This window comes from Paraburkholderia sp. BCC1876 (genome assembly GCF_902833695.1).
GTDB lineage: Bacteria > Pseudomonadota > Gammaproteobacteria > Burkholderiales > Burkholderiaceae > Paraburkholderia.
In genome coordinates, this window is the sequence record NZ_CADFGI010000019.1 from 1 (window position 1) to 21,296 (window position 21,296).

General features: G+C 61.8%; 18 protein-coding genes, 1 tRNA gene and 1 pseudogene. 7 read left to right on the plus strand and 13 right to left on the minus strand.

What is annotated here, in order from left to right:
* The 7 genes from HWY05_RS36670 to ccsA form a co-directional block, all read right to left on the minus strand.
* Positions 1-458: histone H1-like repetitive region-containing protein (locus tag HWY05_RS36670; RefSeq protein ID WP_176061380.1), on the minus strand; the 458-nt coding region annotated here is incomplete at its 3' end.
* A gap of 27 nt (positions 459-485) precedes the next feature.
* The gene (locus HWY05_RS36675) at positions 486-812 is read right to left on the minus strand and encodes a hypothetical protein (protein ID WP_035548732.1); all 327 of its coding nucleotides are present in this window, start codon (positions 810-812) and stop codon (positions 486-488) included.
* 86 nt (positions 813-898) lie between these two features.
* The gene (locus tag HWY05_RS36680; protein WP_176061381.1) at positions 899-2,131 is read right to left on the minus strand and encodes a ribonucleotide-diphosphate reductase subunit beta; all 1,233 of its coding nucleotides are present in this window, start codon (positions 2,129-2,131) and stop codon (positions 899-901) included.
* Positions 2,132-2,982: 851 nt separating this feature from the next.
* Positions 2,983-5,979 (minus strand): ribonucleoside-diphosphate reductase subunit alpha, encoded by a 2,997-nt coding sequence (locus tag HWY05_RS36685; RefSeq protein ID WP_176061382.1) that lies wholly within the window; start codon positions 5,977-5,979, stop codon positions 2,983-2,985.
* A gap of 528 nt (positions 5,980-6,507) precedes the next feature.
* The gene (ampD, locus tag HWY05_RS36690; protein ID WP_176061383.1) at positions 6,508-7,104 is read right to left on the minus strand and encodes a 1,6-anhydro-N-acetylmuramyl-L-alanine amidase AmpD; all 597 of its coding nucleotides are present in this window, start codon (positions 7,102-7,104) and stop codon (positions 6,508-6,510) included.
* Positions 7,101-7,436 (minus strand): PP0621 family protein, encoded by a 336-nt coding sequence (locus tag HWY05_RS36695; protein ID WP_035548744.1) that lies wholly within the window; start codon positions 7,434-7,436, stop codon positions 7,101-7,103. The genes ampD and HWY05_RS36695 overlap by 4 nt, the downstream gene beginning before the upstream one ends.
* A 9-nt stretch (positions 7,437-7,445) precedes the next feature.
* On the minus strand, positions 7,446-8,366 hold the full coding sequence (gene ccsA / locus HWY05_RS36700; RefSeq protein WP_035548747.1) for a cytochrome c biogenesis protein CcsA: 921 nt from the start codon (positions 8,364-8,366) through the stop codon (positions 7,446-7,448).
* 81 nt (positions 8,367-8,447) lie between these two features.
* Between ccsA and ffh the strand changes: the two genes are divergently transcribed.
* On the plus strand, positions 8,448-9,815 hold the full coding sequence (gene ffh / locus HWY05_RS36705; RefSeq protein ID WP_176061384.1) for a signal recognition particle protein: 1,368 nt from the start codon (positions 8,448-8,450) through the stop codon (positions 9,813-9,815).
* A 140-nt stretch (positions 9,816-9,955) separates the two neighbouring features.
* On the plus strand, positions 9,956-10,507 hold the full coding sequence (locus HWY05_RS36710) for a hypoxanthine-guanine phosphoribosyltransferase (RefSeq protein WP_035548752.1): 552 nt from the start codon (positions 9,956-9,958) through the stop codon (positions 10,505-10,507).
* A 123-nt stretch (positions 10,508-10,630) separates the two neighbouring features.
* Here the strand turns inward: HWY05_RS36710 and HWY05_RS36715 are convergent.
* Both HWY05_RS36715 and HWY05_RS36720 read right to left on the minus strand, forming a co-directional pair.
* Positions 10,631-11,229: pseudogene (locus HWY05_RS36715) on the minus strand (MarC family protein).
* Between the two features lie 12 nt (positions 11,230-11,241).
* Positions 11,242-12,978, minus strand: a complete 1,737-nt coding sequence (locus HWY05_RS36720) for a proline--tRNA ligase (RefSeq protein ID WP_035548756.1) — start codon at positions 12,976-12,978, stop codon at positions 11,242-11,244.
* A gap of 333 nt (positions 12,979-13,311) precedes the next feature.
* On the opposite strand from HWY05_RS36720, the gene HWY05_RS36725 reads away from it, so the two are divergent.
* Both HWY05_RS36725 and HWY05_RS36730 read left to right on the plus strand, forming a co-directional pair.
* Positions 13,312-14,067 carry an RNA pyrophosphohydrolase gene (locus tag HWY05_RS36725; RefSeq protein ID WP_035548758.1) on the plus strand — a complete coding sequence of 252 codons (756 nt, stop codon included), beginning with the start codon at positions 13,312-13,314 and terminating at the stop codon, positions 14,065-14,067.
* Between the two features lie 76 nt (positions 14,068-14,143).
* Entirely contained in the window at positions 14,144-14,701 is a 558-nt protein-coding gene (locus tag HWY05_RS36730) for a CNP1-like family protein (RefSeq protein WP_035548761.1), read from the plus strand.
* A gap of 139 nt (positions 14,702-14,840) precedes the next feature.
* On the opposite strand, the gene proB is transcribed toward HWY05_RS36730, so the two are convergent.
* From proB to rplU, 4 genes are all read right to left on the minus strand, one after another.
* Positions 14,841-15,959 (minus strand): glutamate 5-kinase, encoded by a 1,119-nt coding sequence (gene proB / locus HWY05_RS36735; RefSeq protein WP_035548763.1) that lies wholly within the window; start codon positions 15,957-15,959, stop codon positions 14,841-14,843.
* 72 nt (positions 15,960-16,031) lie between these two features.
* Positions 16,032-17,153: an Obg family GTPase CgtA gene (gene cgtA / locus HWY05_RS36740; protein WP_176061385.1), complete on the minus strand. Its 1,122-nt coding sequence runs from the start codon at positions 17,151-17,153 to the stop codon at positions 16,032-16,034.
* 242 nt (positions 17,154-17,395) lie between these two features.
* A complete protein-coding gene (gene rpmA / locus HWY05_RS36745; protein WP_007180330.1) occupies positions 17,396-17,659 on the minus strand; it encodes a 50S ribosomal protein L27 in 264 nt (87 codons plus the stop codon).
* A 25-nt stretch (positions 17,660-17,684) separates the two neighbouring features.
* The gene (gene rplU, locus HWY05_RS36750) at positions 17,685-17,996 is read right to left on the minus strand and encodes a 50S ribosomal protein L21 (protein WP_007747161.1); all 312 of its coding nucleotides are present in this window, start codon (positions 17,994-17,996) and stop codon (positions 17,685-17,687) included.
* Positions 17,997-18,233: 237 nt separating this feature from the next.
* On the opposite strand from rplU, the gene HWY05_RS36755 reads away from it, so the two are divergent.
* From HWY05_RS36755 to tssA, 3 genes are all read left to right on the plus strand, one after another.
* A complete protein-coding gene (locus HWY05_RS36755; RefSeq protein WP_035548769.1) occupies positions 18,234-19,226 on the plus strand; it encodes a polyprenyl synthetase family protein in 993 nt (330 codons plus the stop codon).
* 39 nt (positions 19,227-19,265) lie between these two features.
* Positions 19,266-19,342: transfer RNA gene (locus tag HWY05_RS36760), tRNA-Pro, on the plus strand.
* Positions 19,343-20,105: 763 nt separating this feature from the next.
* Complete coding sequence (gene tssA / locus HWY05_RS36765) at positions 20,106-21,293, plus strand: type VI secretion system protein TssA (RefSeq protein WP_176061386.1); 1,188 nt, start codon at positions 20,106-20,108, stop codon at positions 21,291-21,293.
* Positions 21,294-21,296 lie beyond the last annotated feature (3 nt).

A 21,296-nucleotide genomic window follows, 5' to 3' on the forward strand; every position in this document is an offset into this window, starting at 1 on the left:
GCGGCCTTCTTGGCAGCGGGAGCAGCCTTCTTCGCAGCAGGCGCAGCCTTCTTGGCAACAGCCTTCTTCGCAGCAGGCGCTGCCTTCTTCGCGGCAGCCTTCTTGGCAGGCGCAGCCTTCTTCGCTGCGGCCTTCTTGGCCGGCGCTGCCTTCTTCGCTGCAACCTTCTTCACTGCGACTTTCTTTGCCGGTGCTGCTTTCTTCGCCGGCGCTGCCTTCTTTGCTGCAACCTTCTTCACTGCGACTTTCTTTGCAGCAACCTTCTTGGCCGGAGCAGCTTTCTTCGCTGCAACCTTCTTCGCCGGTGCTGCCTTCTTCGCTGCAACCTTCTTCACTGCGACTTTCTTAACAGCGACTTTCTTCGCCGGAGCAGCCTTCTTAGCCGGCGCAGCCTTCTTTGCTACAACCTTCTTGGCTGCGGGTTTCTTAGCGACTGCTTTCTTGATAGTTGCCATCATTTTCTCCTTCAGGTTTTCAGATGAGAGTCAGTTCAAACACCACCCTTCGTCAAAACCCGCTTCCCGCGGACGCTTCTCAGGGCGCGCGCTACGAAGCGAGCTATTCATCGGCGTACGCAGGTGCTGCGCGCTTACGCTAATGAATGCGGTAAGGCGCGCCGTGCCGAAAGGCACCGCGCGCCAGATCTGTTCGGCGTTGAAACTCAACGCCGGCAATTGCTTGATCGGGCCGCCGGCGATCACGCCGACGGCTTTTTCCGGGGGGAAGTTTGCCCATCCCACTGAAGGGTTCGCAAAGTGCCAGTCATGTTTGTGGGCCGCGAAGGCACGCGGCGCACCGGGCAAGCTTTGCATCAGGCGGTTCTGCTCCTAACCAAAATTGCCGCGGCGAAGGCCTGCGGCATCCCCATCAATGAATGCATCTGCAGCACGAACCCGGATCACTCCCAGGTCAGCGCGCCGCCAGTCTGATATTCGATCACTCGCGTCTCGAAGAAGTTGCGTTCCTTCTTCAGGTCGATCATTTCGCTCATCCACGGGAACGGGTTTTCCTCGTTCGGGTACAGCGGATCGAGACCGATCTGCTGGCAACGGCGGTTGCAGATGAAGCGCAGATAGCTCTTGAACATCGACGCGTTGAGGCCGAGCACCCCGCGCGGCATCGTGTCTTCCGCGTAACGATATTCGAGTTCGACCGCTTGCTTGAAGATCTCGCGGATGTCCGCGCGGAACTCAGCCGTCCAGAGTTGCGGGTTTTCGAGTTTGATCTGGTTGATCAGGTCGATGCCGAAATTGCAGTGCATCGACTCGTCGCGCAGGATGTATTGGTACTGTTCCGCCGCGCCGGTCATCTTGTTCTGACGGCCGAGCGCCAGGATTTGCGTGAAGCCGACGTAGAAGAACAGGCCTTCCATCACACAGGCGAACACGATCAGCGAGCGCAGCAGCGTCTGGTCTGTCTCGAGCGTACCGGTCTTGAAGCCCGGATCGGTCAGCACATTGATGTACGGAATCAGGAATTCGTCTTTCGCGCGGATCGAGGCAACTTCGTGATACGCGTTGAAGATTTCGCCTTCGTCGAGGCCCAGCGATTCGACGATGTACTGATAAGCGTGCGTGTGGATCGCCTCTTCGAACGCCTGGCGCAGCAGGAACTGGCGGCATTCGGGCGCCGTGATGTGGCGGTAGGTGCCCAGCACGATGTTATTGGCGGCCAGCGAATCCGCTGTCACGAAGAAGCCCAGGTTGCGCTTGACGATGCGGCGCTCGTCTTCGGTCAGACCGTTCGGGTCTTTCCACAAGGCGATGTCGCGCGACATGTTCACTTCTTGCGGCATCCAGTGGTTGGCGCAACCCGCCAGGTATTTTTCCCAGGCCCACTTGTATTTGAACGGCACCAACTGATTGACGTCGGTCTGGCCGTTGATGATGCGCTTGTCGGCGACGTTGACCCGCGCTTCGGAAACGGCAGCCGTTCCAGCAGCATGAGCCGCGGCGATACCGCTTTCGAAAATATCTTGAGGAGCGAAGACGTTTCGATCCGAGGGAGCATGAGGAGCGGAACGCATTCCGGCTTGCGAACCGACAGCCGATCCCGCAGCGCTGCGCAACACATCTTGTTGCGCGCCGCTCGAGGGAGGTACGGCAGTGATCTCGTCATCCCAGTTAAGCATAAATGTCACCATCAATTTAGAACGGTTTGTACCATCTTTTCACGAGCGATAAAAGAGTTCGCTGATGAAAAATCCTGTTTTCGATTCGCGTTGCTACGTTCATACAACACTTTGTTCAACAGACTGTGTGAGTCGCCTCGCGTGAAGCGTGTTGAACGTGTGTCGTCGAGGTGCTTCGCGAGCTCGAAGAGCAACGTGTCGATGCGACGTTTCGCTGCTCTATCTATCTGTATTGCGGAGTGCGTTTGCGGCATCTTGCGGTTGCGTTTTGCTGTGTCGCGTTGCTCGTTGCGTTGCTATCTGCGTTGCTCGTTGCGTTGCTTTTCGCGTCGCTCGGCAGAGGTCTCGCGGTGCTGCTGCGACTCTCTGCTACGCGCGTCTGCGTTTCGCTTGCGTTCGTCTATCTCTGCTTGCGTCCGCGCCCGCGTCTGTCTGTTCGTCAGCGCAAGCGAAGTGAAGTTCAATGTCGTGTCGAGCGATGCATCGGGCCGGCTGCGTTGATCGGCCCATCGATCGAAGCGTTTGCTCAAGCGCGCTGTGCCGCGCGCTTCGTCGGGTGTTGCCGACTGCTGACTACTGGCTGCTGATCTACCACTGAGGCCTCTCCGAGTTTCCACCGACCCGGCGCCTCGCGACTTCAGTCGCCTGCCCTGCTTCACTGCCCGTCGACGAGCGGCGCGACTTCGACTTCTTTCACCGCACCGCTCGTCGACTTCACTCGTCTGCGTCACTACCGCTTCATCGCATCGAGCTGCGTTGCTCGCCGCATTCGGGTGACTACCTACAACCCGTCAGCAAGCAACGCTCCCGCTATCTGCTTCGCGCTCACCCGCAGCGCTTGTTGGCAACGCTTACTGGCAAGCTTCGCACTCGTCGAAACCTGCGTCGCCCGGACGCATCATGCAGACCGGACCATCCGCTTCCGGCGCTGCTTCGACGACTGCTGCCGTGGCCGCTGCAGCCTGAAAGCCGCCCGGCGTTGCGCCGCCTCCGTTCGCGCCGAAGCCACCCGCTGCGCCGCCAGCCGCGCCACCCGAACCTTCGCCGCCGCCCGAACTCACCGCGTTCAGTTGACCGTGCGCCACCGTCGACTTCTCGACGTGCGTCGCCGCCATCGTGCGGAGGTAGTAGGTCGTCTTCAGACCGCGCACCCAGGCGAGCTTGTAGACCTCGTCGAGCTTCTTACCCGACGCGCCGCCCATGTAAATGTTCAGCGATTGCGCCTGGTCGATCCACTTCTGACGACGCGAAGCCGCTTCAACCAGCCACACCGGATCGAGTTCGAACGCGGTCGCGTAGATCGCGCGCAGGTCCGCCGGAATCCGGTCGATGCGCGACAACGTGCCGTCGAAGTACTTCAGGTCGGCGACCATCACTTCGTCCCACAGACCGCGCGCCTTCAGGTCGCGCACCAGGTAGTCGTTGACCACCGTGAATTCGCCCGACAGATTCGACTTCACATACAGGTTCTGGAACGTCGGTTCGATGCAAGCCGACACGCCGATGATGTTCGAGATCGTCGCCGTCGGCGCGATCGCGACGCAGTTCGAGTTGCGCATGCCGTACTGGGCGACCCGCGAACGCAGTTCGGTCCAGTCCATCGACTCGCTCGAGTCGACTTCCACGTAACCGCCACGCGCGTCGGCCAGCAGCTTCACCGAGTCTTGCGGCAGGATGCCGCGATCCCACAGCGAGCCGCGGTAGCTCGAGTAACGGCCGCGCTCTTGCGCCAGTTCCGTCGACGCGTAGTAAGCGTAGTAGCAGACCGCTTCCATCGACGTATCGGCGAACGCCACCGCCTCTTGCGACGCGTACGGCGTGCGCAGCAGATGCAGGCAGTCCTGGAAGCCCATGATGCCGAGACCGACCGGACGGTGCTTCAGGTTCGAGTTACGCGCCTTGGCGACCGCGTAGTAGTTGATGTCGATCACGTTGTCGAGCATGCGCATCGCGACGCTGATGGTGCGCTTGAGCTTGTCGTGGTCGAGCACGAGCGTGCCGTCGGCCTGTTCCTTCAGGTGGGCGACGAGGTTCACCGAGCCCAGGTTGCAGACGGCGATTTCGGCGTCGCTGGTGTTCAGCGTGATTTCCGTGCACAGGTTCGACGAGTGGACGACACCGACGTGCTGTTGCGGCGAGCGCACATTGCACGGATCCTTGAACGTGATCCACGGGTGGCCGGTTTCGAACAGCATGCCCAGCATCTTGCGCCACAGTTGCGCCGCCGGCAGCGTCTTGAACAGCTTGATCTCGCCGCGCGCGACCTTCGCTTCGTAAGCCGTGTAAGCCGTTTCGAATTCCGCGCCGAACAGGTCGTGCAGGTCCGGGCAGGTGGACGGCGAGAACAGCGTCCAGTCGCCGCCTTCCATCACGCGCTTCATGAACAGGTCGGGAATCCAGTTCGCCGTGTTCATGTCGTGCGTGCGACGACGGTCGTCGCCGGTGTTCTTACGCAGCTCGAGGAATTCCTCGATGTCCAGGTGCCACGTTTCCAGGTACGCGCACACCGCGCCCTTGCGCTTGCCGCCCTGGTTCACGGCGACGGCCGTGTCGTTGACGACCTTCAGGAAGGGAACGACGCCTTGCGATTTGCCGTTGGTGCCCTTGATGTGCGAACCGAGCGCACGCACGCGCGTCCAGTCGTTGCCCAGACCGCCGGCGAACTTCGACAGCAGCGCGTTTTCCTTCAGCGCTTCGTAGATACCGTCGAGGTCGTCGTCGACCGTGGTCAGGTAGCACGACGACAGTTGCGAGCGATGCGTGCCCGAGTTGAACAGCGTCGGCGTGGACGACATGAAGTCGAAGCTCGACAGAATGTTGTAGAACTCGATGGCGCGCGCTTCGCGGTCGATCTCGTTCAGCGACAGGCCCATCGCGACACGCATAAAGAATGCCTGCGGCATTTCGATCCGCACGCCGTCGTGATGCAGGAAGTAGCGGTCGTACAGCGTTTGCAGACCGAGGTAACCGAATTGCAGGTCGCGGCTGTTGTCGAGCGCGGCGCCCAGGCGCTTCAGGTCGAACTGCTGGAGCTTGTCGTCGAGCAGGCCGGCGCCGATGCCGCGCTTGATGAACTGCGGGAAGTACTCAGCGTAACGCTCGGCCATTTCGCCTTGCGTGACTTCGTCTTCGAGGATCTCGCGGCGGATCGTGTGCAGCAGGATGCGCGCGGTGACCTGGCTATACGCCGGATCTTTTTCGATCATCGTGCGGGCAGCCAGAATCGCCGAGTCGTAGACCTGGGTCATCGGCACGCCGTCGTACAGATTCTTGACCGTTTCCGCGATGATCGGGTCGGCGCTCACGGCGTCGCCCAGATTCGCGCAAGCGGATTCGATGACGCCGCGCAGCGCAGCCATGTCGAGCGGACGCGTGACGCCGTTGTCGGTCACGTTCAGACCCGGCGTGTTGGCGACGATCTGGTCGTCATGACCGCGCGCCTGGGTGCGCTTCTCGCGATACAGCACGTAAGCGCGCGCAACGTTGTGCTCGCCGCCGCGCATCAGCGCGAGTTCGACCTGATCCTGAATGTCTTCAATATGGAACGTGCCGCCGTTCGGGCGGCTGCGCACCAACGCACGCACCACGCTCTGCGTAAGTTGCTCGACCAGTTCGCGCACGCGCGCCGAAGCCGCGCCTTGACCACCGTTGACAGCCAGAAATGCCTTCGTCACGGCGATGGCGATTTTCGACGGCTCGAACGACACGACGCCGCCGTTGCGGCGGATCACCTTGTAGTCGGCGAGCGTCGCTTGCGGCGCGAGCGCCTGTGCGCCTTGTGCCTGGCCGAAGGCCTGGCCGGTCGGTGAACCCTCATAGCGGGTCGTCGCGTTGTCGGTGGTTTGCATGTGCAAAGCTCCTGGTCCTGGAAATGGTGCGGTGATTGCCGCGGATTAAAACGAACGCTGCGCCGCCGCGTGCGCAAGCGATAGGGTGCAGAAAAGAGGCTGGCTGAGCCGGTTGGCGGGATGCGACGGCGACGAAGCCTGATTCGAATTGAAAACGGTCTTCGTCGTATGCGTCGCGATCACTGGCTATGCCCCTTCCCTGAATGCTTCTGGATGCCGCCGGTTGGTCTTGACCGGCCGCGCCACAGGAATTTTTTCACTGCCCGGAATGCTTGCGGCGCCGTGCTCGGAGAGCGGGGCGCCGCTGATTTATGCACTCGGTTATCCACACAGTTATACACAGCCAACACAAGATATGGTGTGAAACCGAATTTCTGGCACCAAGTATAGTGGAGATTCGAGACAGGTCAAATCGTTTTATTTGCTTTGAATGGGTTGACTTTTGGATAGCGCGGCGCGGCGCACTTCACCGGAGAACAAGGCTGTGCCTTGCTCTCCTCGCATCACGCAAGGTCGCGCAAAGAGGCGTTACGAGTTCGCGGAAAACTTGAGATAGGGGAAATACCGAGCGTCGAGCGCGGTGTCGCGCTGCAGACGTTGCCACTCGAAATGCGGACCCGGATCGGTCTTGCGACCCGGGGCAATGTCCGAGTGACCGGCGAGCGCCTCGACCGGATAGCGGGCCTTCAGCGCGCTCACGAGAGCGCCGAGCGTGCGGTATTGCGCCGCCTCGAAAGCAGCGGTGTCACTGCCCTCCAGCTCGATACCGATCGAGAAATCATTGCAGCGCTCGCGGCCGAAAAAATTCGACGGCCCTGCGTGCCACGCGCGCTCGTTGCACGACACGAATTGCTCGAGCGCGCCGTCGCGATGAATCACGAAATGCGCCGAGACCCGCACGCCGCGCAGGTGAGTGTCGTAGTACGGGTGCGCGTCGCAGTCGAGCGTGTTGAGGAACAGCTCCGCGATCGCCGTGCCGCCGAACTCGTTCGGCGGCAGGCTGATGTTGTGAACGACGATCAGGGTCGGCACGGCGCCGTCGGGCCGCGCTTCGAAATTCGGCGAACGGAGTTGACTGGCGGCGGCGACCCAACCGTCGGCATCGACGGTGAACGCGCCGCTCATCGAGCGTCGCGGCCCGACGGACGCGCGCTGTGCCGCTGCGCGTGCGCGGCGCTGCAGAACGGCTGCCCCGCCACCACCACGGAATCGCTCTTCGGCGCATGCACGCCGCACTCGACGCAGCGGATCATCGGCTCGGCGAGTTGCGGCCGCGCTTGCGCTTGACCCGCCGGACGGGCCGCGCCATTGGCACCGGCTTGCTGGCCTGGCGCACCGTTCGCTCCCGCGCCGGCGCCGCCGGTGCGCTGCGTGGTTTGCGCGTCATGACGACGCAGCGCCTTGACCAGCCATTGGCCGACGACGAACAACAGGATCAGCAGAAATATTTGTCGCATGGAATACGCTCACACTACAGCACGGTGCAACAGCACCTCGAAGACGAAACGGCTGCCGACGTACGCCAGCAACAGCGCGACGAACGACGCCAGCACCCAGCGCAGGGCCGCGCGACCGCGCCAACCCGACACCTTGCGCGCGGTCAGCAGCGCGCCGAACATCACCCACGAAAGAATCGCGAACACGGTCTTGTGATCGAGCCGCAATGCACGGTCGACCAGTTGCTCGCTAAACAGAATGCCCGACAGCAAGGTCAGCGTGAGCAGCACAAAACCCGCGCCGATCAGACGGAACAACAGCTTTTCCAACGTCAGAAGCGGCGGCAGCGTGTCGAGCCAACTCGACAGCCAGCCGTTGCCGGCCGCGGCCGCATGCCGCTGCGCGACGCCGCCGCCGCGCATGGCGTGCAAACGCCGCTCGACCAGCAGCATCAGAATGGCGTGCAGCGCCGCGATCGCAAACAGACCATACGCGATGTTGGCGATCAGGAAGTGCAGCTTGAACAACGGCGCGGCCGAATACGGCAGCACGCGCACGCCGCCGAACGCCAACGGCATCAGCGAAGCGACGCAGGCGAGCGGCAACACCAGCAGACGCAGCCCGTCGAGCGGAAAGAAAAAACTCTCTATCCAGTAGATGCCGGCGCCGAGCCAGAACATGGCCGACAGCGCGAACGCGAAGCCGAACACCATCGCGTTCTGCGGGAAGATGGTGGTGTGCAGCAGCACGCCGTGCGCGGCCAGCGCCACGCCAAGCAGCGCGCGGCCAGCCGAGCTCATGCCCGAGGCGGCCGGCGCGCTGGCCGCGGCGGGCACCGGCGGCACGCTCTCGAGCATGGGGCGCACGGCGGCGTGCCGGTGCGAGCGCCAGCCGGCCACGGCTAAACCGCCGTAGAGGAGCGCAGTGAGGGCATACAGTACAATATCCATATTCGAAGTTTACACTAGGCCCCTACTCCGCGACGTCTTCCACTTCGCGCGCTGCCCGGGCCGCACTGTTCATCGCTCCCCATGCTCGACAATCTGACTCAACGGATGGCGCGCGTCGTCAAGACGCTGCGCGGCGAAGCCCGGCTCACCGAGGCGAACACCCAGGAAATGCTGCGCGAGGTTCGCCTGGCGCTGCTCGAGGCCGACGTGGCGCTGCCCGTCGTGCGCGAGTTCATCGCCAAGGTGAAGGAGAAGGCGCTCGGCGAAGAAGTCATCAGCAGCCTGTCGCCGGGTCAGGCGCTCGTCGGCGTGGTGCAGCGCGAGCTGACCGCGATCATCGGCGGCGACTACGAAGGCAAGGCGGTCGAACTCAACCTCGCCGTCACGCCGCCGGCCATCATCCTGATGGCGGGTCTGCAGGGCGCGGGTAAGACCACCACGGTCGGCAAGCTCGCCAAGCTGCTGCGCGAAAAGTACAAGAAGAAGGTCCTCACCGTTTCGTGCGACGTCTACCGTCCCGCTGCTATCGCGCAGTTGAAGATGGTGACCGAGCAGGTCGGCGCGGACTTCTTCCCGTCGGAACCCGATCAGAAGCCGGTCGACATCGCGCGCGCCGCGGTGGACTGGGCCAAGCGTCACTACCATGACGTGCTGCTCGTCGACACGGCCGGCCGTCTCGGTATCGACGAAGTAATGATGGCGGAAATCACCGCGCTGCACACCGAACTGAAACCGGCGGAAACGCTGTTCGTGGTCGACGCGATGCTGGGCCAGGACGCGGTCAACACCGCCAAAGCTTTTAGCGACGCATTGCCGCTCACCGGCGTGGTGCTCACCAAGCTCGACGGCGACTCGCGCGGTGGCGCGGCGCTGTCCGTGCGTCATGTGACCGGCAAGCCGATCAAGTTCGTCGGCGTCGCCGAAAAGCTCGACGGCCTCGAAGTGTTCTACCCGGATCGCATGGCGAACCGGATTCTCGGCATGGGCGACATTCTCGCCCTCGTCGAAGAAGCGCAGAAAGGCGTGGATGTTCAGGCCGCGCAGAAGCTCGCCGACAAGGTCAAGAAAGGCGGCGACTTCGACCTCAACGATTTCCGCGCGCAGCTTACGCAAATGAAGAGCATGGGCGGCCTGTCGTCGCTGATGGACAAGCTGCCCGCGCAATTCCAGCAGGCCGCGGCCGGCGCCAACATGGGCATGGCCGAATCGCAGATGCGTCGCATGGAAGGCATCATCAATTCGATGACACCGCTCGAGCGCGCCAAGCCGGATCTCATCAAGGCCACCCGCAAGCGGCGCATTGCGGCGGGCGCGGGCGTGCAGGTGCAGGAAGTCAACCGCATGCTGAATCAGTACGACCAGATGCGCACCATGATGAAGAAGCTCAAGGGCGGCAATCTGCAGAAGATGATGCGCGGCATGAAGGGCATGTTGCCCGGCATGCGCTAAGCTTGTTCAAGATGGCGGGCGCGTGCTTTTCGCGCGCGAACGTCGGAAAGCGCTGACTTCCGATTTGTGCGGGTTTATTCTGTACCGCGCGCCGCCGATCTCACCCACACTATGTATACAGTTATTGCCCGTCAGACGTCATGAACCGCGAAGAAGCCCTGCATATTTTTAGCCACTCCGAAGAAATCGTTTCGGCCAACGACGTCAACGCGTCGATCAGCGGCATGGCGGACGCCATCCGCAGCGAGATGAGCGAGGACTTCCCGCTCGTGCTGTCGGTCATGGGCGGCGCGGCGGTGTTCACCGGCATGCTGCTGCCGCACCTCGATTTTCCGCTCGAGTTCGACTACATCCACCTGACCCGCTACCGCAACACCACCAAGGGCGGCAACGAGATGCAGTGGCGCGTCGCGCCGGCCGAGTCGGTGAAAGATCGCGTGGTGCTGGTGCTCGACGACATTCTCGACGAAGGCGAGACGATGGCCGCGATCCGCGACCGCATTCTCGCGATGGGCGCGAAGCGTTTCCTGAGCGCGGTGCTGTGCGAGAAGATCATTCCGAAAGCTAAACCGCTGCGCCCGGATTACTGCGGGTTCGAAGTGCCGGACCGCTATGTGTTCGGCTGCGGGATGGACGCGAAAGGTTACTGGCGCAACCTGCCGACCATTCGTGCGCTGACCGAAGGGGCTTGAGACTCCAGTTCCTCTGACTACGCCGTGATCACGCGGCGTACCGGCGAAAGAAAAGCGACCCGCGGGTCGCTTTTTTGTTGGTCGCTGCTTGTCGAATCGAGTGGACTTGAATGGCACCGGGCGTCAAAGCTGATGCACGAACGACCGGATGCCGCCCAACATCATCTCGACCGAAATCGCCACCAGCACCAAACCCATCAGGCGTTCAAACGCCATCATCGCGCGCTCGCCGAGCCAGGCCTGAATGCGCTCGGCCAGCATCAGCACGATCGCGCAGACGATCATCGTGACAGTCAGCGCGCCGATCCATTCGAACATCTTGCCCGGCGCCTGCGACGTCAGCGCATCACCGTGGCCAACGCCGACGGCCCCGCCAGCGCCGGAATCGCGAGCGGCACGATCAGCGGCTCGCCGCCGCGCGTGTCGCCGCCGAACGGTCCATCCGGATGCGGGAACACCATTCTGAGCGCTATCAGGAACAACACGATGCCGCCGCCGATCCGCAACGACTGATCGGTCAGGCTCATCATGCGCAGAAAACCCTGCCCGACCACCATGAAGACCAGCAGGATCGCAAACGCGATCGCCACTTCACGGAGAATCACGACTGTGCGCCGCTGCGGCGACACTCCGCGTAGACAACTAATAAAGAGCGGAATGTTGCCGAGCGGATCAGTGATCAGAATCAGCAGGATAGTCGCGGACAGGAAGGTGTACTCCACCGTCCGCTCCGCTTAGCTCGCCAACGCGGCGCGAATCTTCCCGATCACCGTTTGCGCGGCGTCTTCGACCGGCAGCAGCGTCGCTTCGGCGTCGCGGCGGCCTTGGTATTCGAGCTTGCCTTCTTTCAGGCCACGGTCGCCGATCACCAGACGATGCGGCACGCCGATCAGCTCCCAGTCGGCGAACATCACGCCCGGGCGCTCGCCACGGTCGTCGAGAATCACGTCGATACCCGCTTCGACCAATGCCGCGTACAGCTTGTCGGCCTGCTCGCGCACGGCGTCGCTGCGGTCATAGCCCATCGGGCACAGCACGACTTCGAACGGCGCGATCGATTCCGGCCAGATGATGCCCTTGTCGTCGAAATTCTGTTCGATCGCCGCGCCCAGGATACGCGTCACGCCAATACCGTAGCAGCCCATTTCCATCGGCTGCGGCTTGCCGTTTTCGTCGAGGCAGGTCGCGTTCATGGCTTCCGAATACTTCTTGCCGAGCTGGAACACGTGGCCCACTTCGATCCCGCGGCAGATGTCGATCACGCCCTTGCCGTCCGGCGACGGATCGCCCTTCTTCACGTTGCGAATATCGGCGACGACCGGCTCCGGCAGATCGCGGCCCCAGTTCACACCGGCGATGTGGAAATCCACCTCGTTCGCGCCGACGACGAAGTCGCTCATGTTCGCGACGGTGCGATCCGCGACGACCTTGACCGGCTTCTTCGTATTGATCGGACCGAGGTAGCCGGGCGGCGTGCCGAAGGTCTCGACGATTTCAGCCTCGGTTGCCATGCGGAATTCAGCCAGACCCGGCAGCTTGCTCGCCTTGATTTCGTTCAGGTCGTGATCGCCGCGCAGCATCAGCAACCAGATGGTCGGCTCGGCGCCTTCGTTTTCGGTCGCGAGAATGATCGACTTGATGGTGCGCTCGAGCGGAATGTTCAGCAGTTCGGCGACGGCCTCGCACTTCGCCTTGCCCGGCGTGGCGGTTTTCGTCAGCGCTTCGGCAGGCGCCGCGCGTTCCGCGTACAGCGGCAGCGCTTCGGCCGCTTCGACGTTCGCCGCGAACTCGGAGGTCGGGCAATAAGCGATCGCGTCTTCACCTGTGTCGGCGATCACGTGGAATTCGTGCGAACCGCTGCCGCCGATCGAACCGTTGTCCGCCGCCACCGCGCGGAAGTCCAGACCGAGACGCGTGAAGATGCGCACGTACGCGTCGTACATCTTGCGATACGACTCGCGCAGACCTTCGGCGTCTTTGTCGAACGAGTACGCGTCTTTCATGATGAATTCGCGACCGCGCATCACGCCGAAACGCGGACGGATCTCGTCGCGGAACTTCGTCTGGATCTGGTAGAAATTCACCGGCAACTGACGGTAGCTCTTGATCTGATTACGCGCGATGTCCGTGACCACTTCTTCGTGGGTCGGTCCGATCACGAAATCGGTTTGCTTGCGGTCTTTGAAACGGAGCAGCTCGGGGCCGTATTTTTCCCAGCGGCCCGATTCCTGCCACAACTCGGCCGGTTGCACGGCCGGCATCAGCAGTTCGATCCCGCCGGCCCGGTTCATTTCTTCACGCACGATGGCTTCCACCTTGCGGATCGAACGCAGGCCGACCGGCAGGTAGTTATAAATACCGCCGGCCACGCGACGGATCATGCCGGCGCGCACCATGAGCTTGTGGCTGACGATCTCGGCGTCGGCGGGCGCTTCTTTCAGCGTGCCGATAAAGAAACGGGAAGCTTTCATTCAGATTTTCCAAAAGCGGCGGCTCCGGAAGGACCGCCCGAAAGGTGAAAACGGTAGGGAATCGACACAGACACGGCGCTCTGTCAGCCCGGTTCGCCCGACGCCTGGCACAGCGCCGCGTGCTCACGCCTAAGGCGCCTCGACACGCTTTCGCACGCCGCCGAAGCTGCCGCGCAAAGCCTTCACACACGGGATAAGGCACGGAAAGACTGACAGGCTACCGCAAACGCGGGGCCTTTTGCGGCGAATCGTTCCAATCTGGTGCGAATCGGTGCGTCGGGTCCGTTATCTGTTTATAATCAAAGCAATTTTAAAGGATTCGAAGGTGGTTGTATGCTGGATCGTGAAGGCTTTCGCCCGAACGTCGGCATCATCCTCTTGAACGCGCACAACGAGGTGTTTTGGGGCAAACGGCTCCGTGAACATTCCTGGCAGTTTCCGCAAGGGGGCATCAAGTACGGAGAGACCCCCGTGCAAGCGATGTATCGGGAGTTACACGAAGAAACCGGGCTGCTTCCTGAGCACGTCAAGGTGATCGGTCGCACGCGCGACTGGTTGCGTTACGAGGTGCCTGACAAGTTCATCAAGCGCGAAGTACGCGGTCATTACCGCGGCCAGAAACAAATCTGGTTTTTGCTCCGGATGGTTGGACGCGATTGCGACATCTGCTTGCGCGCCACCGACCACCCTGAGTTCGATGCGTGGCGCTGGAACGAGTACTGGGTGCCCCTCGACTGTGTGATCGAGTTCAAGCGGGATGTGTATCAGTTGGCGCTGACGGAGCTATCCCGCTTCATGCGCCGGGCTGTGCCGCGTGCGGAAAAACCTGTCGGGCACCACGTGCCGCGTTATCCCCGGATAGCGTCGTCAATGGAGAGTCCGCCGGATTCCACGATAATGACGGTGACCTCCGTGACCACGGTGACATCTGTCAGCATCGAAACATCGGTTCACACCACGATCGCGTCCGATTGCGGTTCGGGTTCCGGATCGGAGCCCGAGTTGGGCGCCGCGCCGGAGCATGAGGACGAGGGCGAATCCGCTCGCGAAACCGCCGGCTCGCTATTCCGCCCGGGCGCGCGCAATTAACAACGCTGTGCGGCTGTCCTGGCCGCCTCAACCGGCGCGGCTCACTGAGCCGCGCCGGTGTTTCGAGGAAATCATATTGAAAGCACTTGCTCTCGTCGTGGCGTGCGTCGCCACCGGCGCCCTGCTGGCTGGTTGCTCGAGCGCCGGCAAACCCACGAATAAAGACGACAGCGCGTTCGTCTACCTGCTGGACCGCCAGGGTAGCTGGGTCGAAAACAAGGTGGACACGTTGCCGCCGCTGCCGCAAGACGCGAATCTGCTGCCGTTCGCAGTTTCGGGCAATACCCCGCTGCAGTTCGCGGTCGACAAGAATTCGCTCACTGTCGGTACCGACGGTGTGGTTCGCCTTACCGTCGTCGTGACGAGCCCGAGCGGCGCACGTAATGTGATCTACGAAGGCATTCGCTGCGACACGTACGAATGGCGCCAGTACGCAGGCCTGAATGCGGATCACGACGGTTGGGACACCACGGTCGCGAACAATTTCACGCGTATTGAAGATGGTGCGCTGAACGCGTATCAGTCGGCGCTGTATCAGGATTATCTGTGCGCGAGCAAGATGCCTACGGGCAACGCTCAGCGGATTCTTGAGAATATCCGCTACAAGCGCACTGCGGCCTCGTTGATCCGTTAAGGGTGAGTTGTTCCTGAGCAAGTTGTTCGAAGTCGCAACGGGTCGTGGATGTGAAAAAAGCCGTTTCAGCTTGTGCTGAAACGGCTTTTTTGTGTGCGCTGTGCGGCTGGTCCGGATCTGCTGCGAACCGGCGCCAGGCTCAGACCAGGACCAGATTGTCGCGGTGAATCAGCTCGGGTTCGAGCATGTAGCCGAGCACGGATTCGATTTCGCCACTCGGGCGGCGCTGAATCAGCTTGGTTTCCGCGCTGCTGTAGTTCGTCAAACCACGCGCCACTTCTCGCCCCGCAGCGCTCAGGCAAGCAATCACCTCGCCGCGCGCGAACGCGCCCTGCACACCGACGATGCCGATCGGCAGCAAGCTCTTGCCACCTTCGGTCAGCTTTTCGACCGCGCCGTCGTCGATTACGACATGGCCGCGCACTTGCAGGTGGTCCGCCATCCATTGCTTGCGGGCCGCCATGCGCGCCGTGCGTGCGATCAACTGCGTGCCGATCGCTTCGCCCGACGCCAGCCGCGACAGCACGTCCGCCTCGCGCCCGCTCGCGATCACCGTATTAGCGCCGCTGTGAGCCGCGCGCTTGGCGGCGAGAATCTTGGTCAGCATGCCGCCGCGCCCCAGGCTGGAGCCGGCGCCGCCAGCCATCGCCTCAAGTTCCAGCGCACCGGCATCGGCCTGCTGCACGAGCGTGGCGTTCGGGTCCTTGCGCGGGTCAGCGGTGAAGAGCCCTTGCTGATCGGTGAGAATGATGAGCGCGTCGCCCTCGATCAGATTCGCGACCAGGGCACCGAGCGTGTCGTTGTCGCCGAACTTGATTTCGTCGGTGACGACCGTGTCGTTCTCGTTGATGATCGGCACCACGCCAAGACGCAACAGCGTCAACAACGTGGAACGCGCGTTCAGATAGCGCTCGCGATCGGCCAGGTCGGCGTGTGTCAGCAGAATCTGCGCGGTCTGGATCGAATGCTCGGCAAAGCGGCTTTCGTAGACCTGCGCGAGCCCCATCTGACCGACGGCCGCGGCCGCCTGCAATTCGTCGATTTCGCGCGGACGTTTGGTCCAGCCGAGCCGCTGCATACCTTCGGCAATCGCGCCGGAACTAACCAGCACGACCTCTTTGCCTTGCGCGCGCAGAGCCGCGATTTGCGCCGCCCAGCGGCCGATCGCCGCATGGTCGAGGCCGCGCCCGTCATTCGTGACGAGGCTTGAACCGACTTTCACTACCAATCGCCGTGAATCTGCGATGACGGAACGCATTGTGCGCAGTCTCCAAATTGACGCGTGATGCAAGCCGGCAGCCCATCCAGGCGCGCCGGCGCTCGTGCTTTCTTATTCTTGCGGGTCGACGCTGGATTCGTCCGCGACGGGCGGCGCGGACGGCTTTTCGCGGAAACGCACGTCGGCGGCGAGATCTTCGGCTTCGGCCGCACGCTGCGCGTCCGAGTGCGAGGCAATGTGGTCGAACACCGCGTAGCAAAGGTTCTCGCAACCCTGACCGGTCAGCGCCGAGATTTCGAACACTGGGCCGTCCCAACCGAAGCCTTCGAGGAACGCCGAAACGCGCGCTTCGCGTTCGTCTTCGGGCACCATGTCGAGCTTGTTGAGGACCAGCCAGCGCTTCTTCTCATACAGCAGCTCGTCGTATTTGCGCAGCTCGTTGACGATCGCCTTGGCTTCCGCGACCGGGTCGACCGCTTCGTCGAACGGTGCGAGGTCGACGATATGCAGCAACAAGCCGGTGCGCTGCAGGTGACGCAGGAACTGGTGACCAAGGCCGGCGCCTTCCGCGGCACCTTCAATCAGACCGGGAATGTCCGCGATCACGAAGCTGCGGCTCGGACCGACGCGCACTACGCCAAGGTTCGGCGCGAGCGTAGTGAACGGGTAGTCGGCGATCTTCGGCCGCGCGTTCGACACCGACGAAATAAAGGTCGACTTGCCAGCGTTCGGCATGCCGAGCAGACCGACGTCAGCCAGCACCTTCAGTTCGAGGCGCACCATGCGGCGCTCGCCCGGCTTGCCGTCGGTCTTCTGACGCGGTGCGCGGTTGGTACTGGATTTGAAATGCAGGTTACCGAGACCGCCCGCACCGCCCTGCGCGATTTGCACGCTCTGGTTGTGCTCGGTCAGATCGGCGATCAGCTCGCCGGTTTCCATGTCGGAAATGGTCGTGCCGACCGGCATGCGCAGCGTGATGTCGTCGCCGCCCTTGCCGTAGCAGTCGGCGCCACGACCGTTTTCGCCGTTGCGCGCCAGGTGTTTTTTCGCGTAGCGGTAGTCGATCAGCGTGTTGATATTGCGGTCCGCGACCGCAACCACGCTGCCGCCCCGGCCGCCGTCGCCGCCATCCGGGCCGCCGAACGGAACGAATTTCTCGCGGCGCATCGACGCGCTGCCATCCCCTCCGTCGCCGGCGATGACTTCAATCCTCGCTTCGTCAATGAACTTCATGCGTAACTCCGTCCCGTGGTGTGCTGCCAGATGGTGCTGCTAGATTTAATGCTACTGGATGTACTCGATGCTGCTATTTTGCCGCGCCAGCCGGGTGCCGATCAATCGGCCGAACGGCATAGGACTGACGGCATGAGCGGCGCGTTCACGCCCATTCGTCCGGCAAAAGCCGCCGGAATAAAAAAAGCCCCGCTAACTTCGCGAGGCCTTTTACCGGTCCTGAAGCCCGTGCCTGAGTAAGCTCAGACTGCTGCCGGGACGACGTTGACCATGTGCTTCTTCGCTGCGCCTTTCGTCGAAAAATTGACGTGGCCGTCCGTCAGCGCGAACAAGGTGTGATCCTTGCCGATACCGACGTTTTCGCCCGGGTGCATGCGCGTACCACGTTGACGAACAATGATGCCGCCAGCGTTGATAGCCTGACCGCCGTAAACCTTCACGCCGAGGCGCTTCGATTCGGAGTCGCGGCCGTTGCGGGATGATCCGCCTGCCTTTTTGTGTGCCATTTGATTTGCTCCTTAACCGTTGCGCTTACGCGTTGATCGCGTCGATGCGCAGTTCGGTATAGTTCTGGCGGTGGCCGCCATGCTTCTGGTAGTGCTTCCGGCGACGCATCTTGAAGATGGTCACTTTCTTGTGACGACCTTGCGACACGACGGTAGCCTTGACGGAAGCCCCACTGACCAGCGGCGTACCGAACTTAATCGATTCGCCTTCGCCCACTGCGAGAACCTGGTCGAGCGTGATTTCAGCGTCAATGTCTGCCGGTATCTGTTCTACTTTAAGTTTTTCGCCGACGGCAACTTTATACTGCTTGCCACCGGTTTTTATGACCGCGTACATTGAGAACCTCACTCTGTGTTCATTTTTCCCACGCACCGCGCGCGGAAACCCGTGATTATACATAGAGTTAGCTACGCGGTCAAAACTCATTGAGAGATACCGTGCAAGGTGCGCAGCGCCTCGCGGCCGCGCCCCAGCGCACGGCCCCGTCGCTGCCGAACGCGCCGCACGGCAGCCCGCGACACGGAACTGCCGCGATTCGCCTTATAATTCGCGGCACTACCCAATTCAGCCATCATGTCGTCGACTGCCACCCCCTCCTCCAACGCCGCCAGCCTGCTCGCTCCGATCGCCGAAGACATGCAGCAGGTCAATCGCGTCATCAGGCACCGTCTAGCGTCGGACGTGATGCTGATCAATCAGATCTCCGAGTACATCATCAGTGCCGGCGGCAAGCGGCTTCGGCCCGCGCTGCTGTTGCTGGTGGCGGGCGCGCTGGGTGAAACCACGGGGCACCGGCATGAACTGGCGGCGGTCGTCGAGTTCATCCACACCGCCACGCTGCTGCACGATGACGTCGTGGACGAATCCGATCTGCGGCGCGGCCGCCAGACTGCCAACGCGCTGTTCGGCAACGCCGCGAGCGTGCTGGTCGGCGATTTCCTCTACTCGCGCTCGTTCCAGATGATGGTTGGCGTCGGCAAGATGCGGGTCATGGAGATTCTGTCGGAGGCGACCAACATCATCTCCGAAGGCGAAGTGCTGCAGTTGCTGAACATGCATGATGCGGACGTGGACGAAGCCCGCTACATGCAGGTGATCCGCTACAAAACGGCCAAGCTGTTCGAGGCGGCCGCCCAGCTCGGCGCCGTGCTCGCCGGCTCAGACGCGAAAACTGAAGCCGCCGCTGCGGAGTTCGGCCGGCGCATCGGCACCGCGTTCCAGATCATGGACGACTGGCTCGACTACACAGGCACGGCCGAATCAATGGGCAAGAATGCCGGCGACGATCTGCGCGAGGGCAAACCGACCCTCCCGCTGATCTATCTGATCGAACGCGGCACGCCAGAACAATCTGCGCTCGCCCGGGAAGCGATCGAGCAAGGCGGCACCGCCCGGTTCGACACGATTTTCGAAGCCATCACGCGCTCCGGCGCGCTGGACCACACGCTGGACTGTGCGAAGCAGGAAGCTCAGGCCGCCGCAGCAGCAATTTCTTCATTTCCCGATTCCATTTTCAAAGATAGCCTGCTAGAATTATGTTCTTACTCGACGGCAAGACAGTCTTGAACGAGACTGAAACACCGTAAGAGTCCAGCAGTATAAAATCGGGGTGTAGCTTAGCCTGGTAGAGCGCTACGTTCGGGACGTAGAGGCCGGAGGTTCGAATCCTCTCACCCCGACCAGATTTGCCTTGATGTTGAAGGCTCGAAAAACCGCCCAGCTTGCTCGGCGGTTTTTTGTTTTGGGTCGGCGGTTTGTCGAATCGTCCAGTGGACGCTGTTTGAACCGCTCCACCAACATCGCCGGCAGCGCCCCCGTTGCCATGTAGGCGCGCCGCACTCGATCGGCATCCGCCAGACACCGGCGGATCTCGCTATCCCGCACGCGACGATGCGTCGCGCACTCTGCCGCCGGGTCACTCACAACGTCCACCTGAATCAGTCGTGGCAGCCGGCTTCGGTGCAGTGCAGTGCCGTGCCGCGCACGAAATAACGGCGCGCGTCTCTGCAATAAGCAAACGCAATCCGATCAATATCAGTGCCGCGTGATTGTTAATCTCGGCCGCGCGCTCTCGCCTCATCTTAATAATAGGAATAAATTCAAGTCATTAAAAGATAGACGAACAAGCTTGCGCGATGAATAAACCCGGAATAATATTGACTCGAACCAAACGTTTGTCCGATATATTTCGGCATGCCAATCAAACCCAACTAACAGCCTAGTCACGAAGGGCCCGCACCGTCGTTGGTTCGGCACGCCCGTAGCGCTTGGCTTTTGGCAATCCGTGAGCGGAGTTTGGTTGAGTCAACCCACGTTAATACCAGGAGATTCAGGCCGTCCGAAAAAATCACCTGATTATCCGAGAAATTCTTATTAGCAGTCGCGCGAATTAAGACTCGCGCTCAATTGGTTTCACTGGAACAAAATCCGCCTGTTATTTAGTCAATGCATTCCATCAACTTCGCTCCCGTCTATCCGGTTAGCCCCATCAGTTTCGAGCACCCTTGTGGCGCCGATCTGGAATATGACGCTGAATTCATCGCGTTGCAGCAAGTCGCAACCGGCCGTCGCGAACAACAATTCGGCGACACGCTGATTCCAGCCGTCGCACCGGACTGGCGGCAAGTGGCGGCGTTGGCGATCGCGTTGCTCGACAGATCGATCGACTTGCGCCTCTTCGCACTGTTGACGCTAGCCTGGACTGCCATTGACGGCCTGGAAGGCTACGCGAAGGGCATCTCGCTCGCCGCAGACGCGCTCGATCAATTTTGGGAGCCCATTCATCCTCAGCTTCAGGCAGCCGGAGAATTCGATCCACTTCCGCGGCTCAACGCATTAGCCGCGTTCACGGATCGCGAGGCCCTCGGACACGCGGCCCGCAGCGCCACGTTGCTGCACTGGCGGCTGGGCCCGCTGTCGCTGCGGGACGCGGCGGCCATTCTCGAAGGAAGACCGGCTTCAGCCGCGAATATGGGTTCGTCGTCGAACGCCGACCTGCAAGCGGAGTTGCGCTCGGTGCTACACGGCGCACCCGAAGAAGTCGCTGTCGCGCGGCAAGTGCTCCACGCCATTGAACGCATCTCAGCGCACATCTCGATGAATCTGGACTACGCGTGGGGGTCGGATTCAAGCGCTGTCGAACATCCACTGACCGTGGTTTTGCAGGCAGCGCAGAAACCCGGGAGCGCGAACCTGTCGTCGATCACCGATCATCCCGAGTTCCAACGCGGGCCGAATACCCGAACCGAACACGGTGAAGAGACGCACTGGCGCCGGGAGTCTGTCCAGGAAGAACGGTTCACCCAGCCGTCCGTTAAAACCGGGCAGGTTCAGCAATTCGATCCGGCATCGGCATCGCCATCAGCGCGGCACGTTGCCGGCGTCCTCGAACCGTCCAGCAGCCCCATCGCGCTCGGTTCACGCCAGGACGCCATGCTCGCGCTCGAAAGCGTATGCCGTTATCTGGAGCGCACGGAGCCGGGCCATCCCGCGCCTCTGCTGGTACGTCGCGCACAGCGGCTGATGCACATGAACTTCCGCGAAATCGTGCGCGACATGCTGCCCGGCGCATTGCCGCAAATCGAGGCCCTCGCGGGCGAGCCCCAGCAACCAGCGGCTAGTTCCGGCAACTGATCC

Coding starts and splice junctions, on each gene's coding strand:
- HWY05_RS36675 (WP_035548732.1), bottom strand. CDS start 812: ATGCAAAGCTTGCCCGGTGCGCCGCGTGCCTTCGCGGCCCACAAACAT.
- HWY05_RS36680 (WP_176061381.1), bottom strand. CDS start 2,131: ATGCTTAACTGGGATGACGAGATCACTGCCGTACCTCCCTCGAGCGGC.
- HWY05_RS36685 (WP_176061382.1), bottom strand. CDS start 5,979: ATGCAAACCACCGACAACGCGACGACCCGCTATGAGGGTTCACCGACC.
- ampD (WP_176061383.1), bottom strand. CDS start 7,104: ATGAGCGGCGCGTTCACCGTCGATGCCGACGGTTGGGTCGCCGCCGCC.
- HWY05_RS36695 (WP_035548744.1), bottom strand. CDS start 7,436: ATGCGACAAATATTTCTGCTGATCCTGTTGTTCGTCGTCGGCCAATGG.
- ccsA (WP_035548747.1), bottom strand. CDS start 8,366: ATGGATATTGTACTGTATGCCCTCACTGCGCTCCTCTACGGCGGTTTA.
- ffh (WP_176061384.1), top strand. CDS start 8,448: ATGCTCGACAATCTGACTCAACGGATGGCGCGCGTCGTCAAGACGCTG.
- HWY05_RS36710 (WP_035548752.1), top strand. CDS start 9,956: ATGAACCGCGAAGAAGCCCTGCATATTTTTAGCCACTCCGAAGAAATC.
- HWY05_RS36720 (WP_035548756.1), bottom strand. CDS start 12,978: ATGAAAGCTTCCCGTTTCTTTATCGGCACGCTGAAAGAAGCGCCCGCC.
- HWY05_RS36725 (WP_035548758.1), top strand. CDS start 13,312: ATGCTGGATCGTGAAGGCTTTCGCCCGAACGTCGGCATCATCCTCTTG.
- proB (WP_035548763.1), bottom strand. CDS start 15,959: ATGCGTTCCGTCATCGCAGATTCACGGCGATTGGTAGTGAAAGTCGGT.
- cgtA (WP_176061385.1), bottom strand. CDS start 17,153: ATGAAGTTCATTGACGAAGCGAGGATTGAAGTCATCGCCGGCGACGGA.
- rpmA (WP_007180330.1), bottom strand. CDS start 17,659: ATGGCACACAAAAAGGCAGGCGGATCATCCCGCAACGGCCGCGACTCC.
- rplU (WP_007747161.1), bottom strand. CDS start 17,996: ATGTACGCGGTCATAAAAACCGGTGGCAAGCAGTATAAAGTTGCCGTC.
- HWY05_RS36755 (WP_035548769.1), top strand. CDS start 18,234: ATGTCGTCGACTGCCACCCCCTCCTCCAACGCCGCCAGCCTGCTCGCT.
- tssA (WP_176061386.1), top strand. CDS start 20,106: ATGCATTCCATCAACTTCGCTCCCGTCTATCCGGTTAGCCCCATCAGT.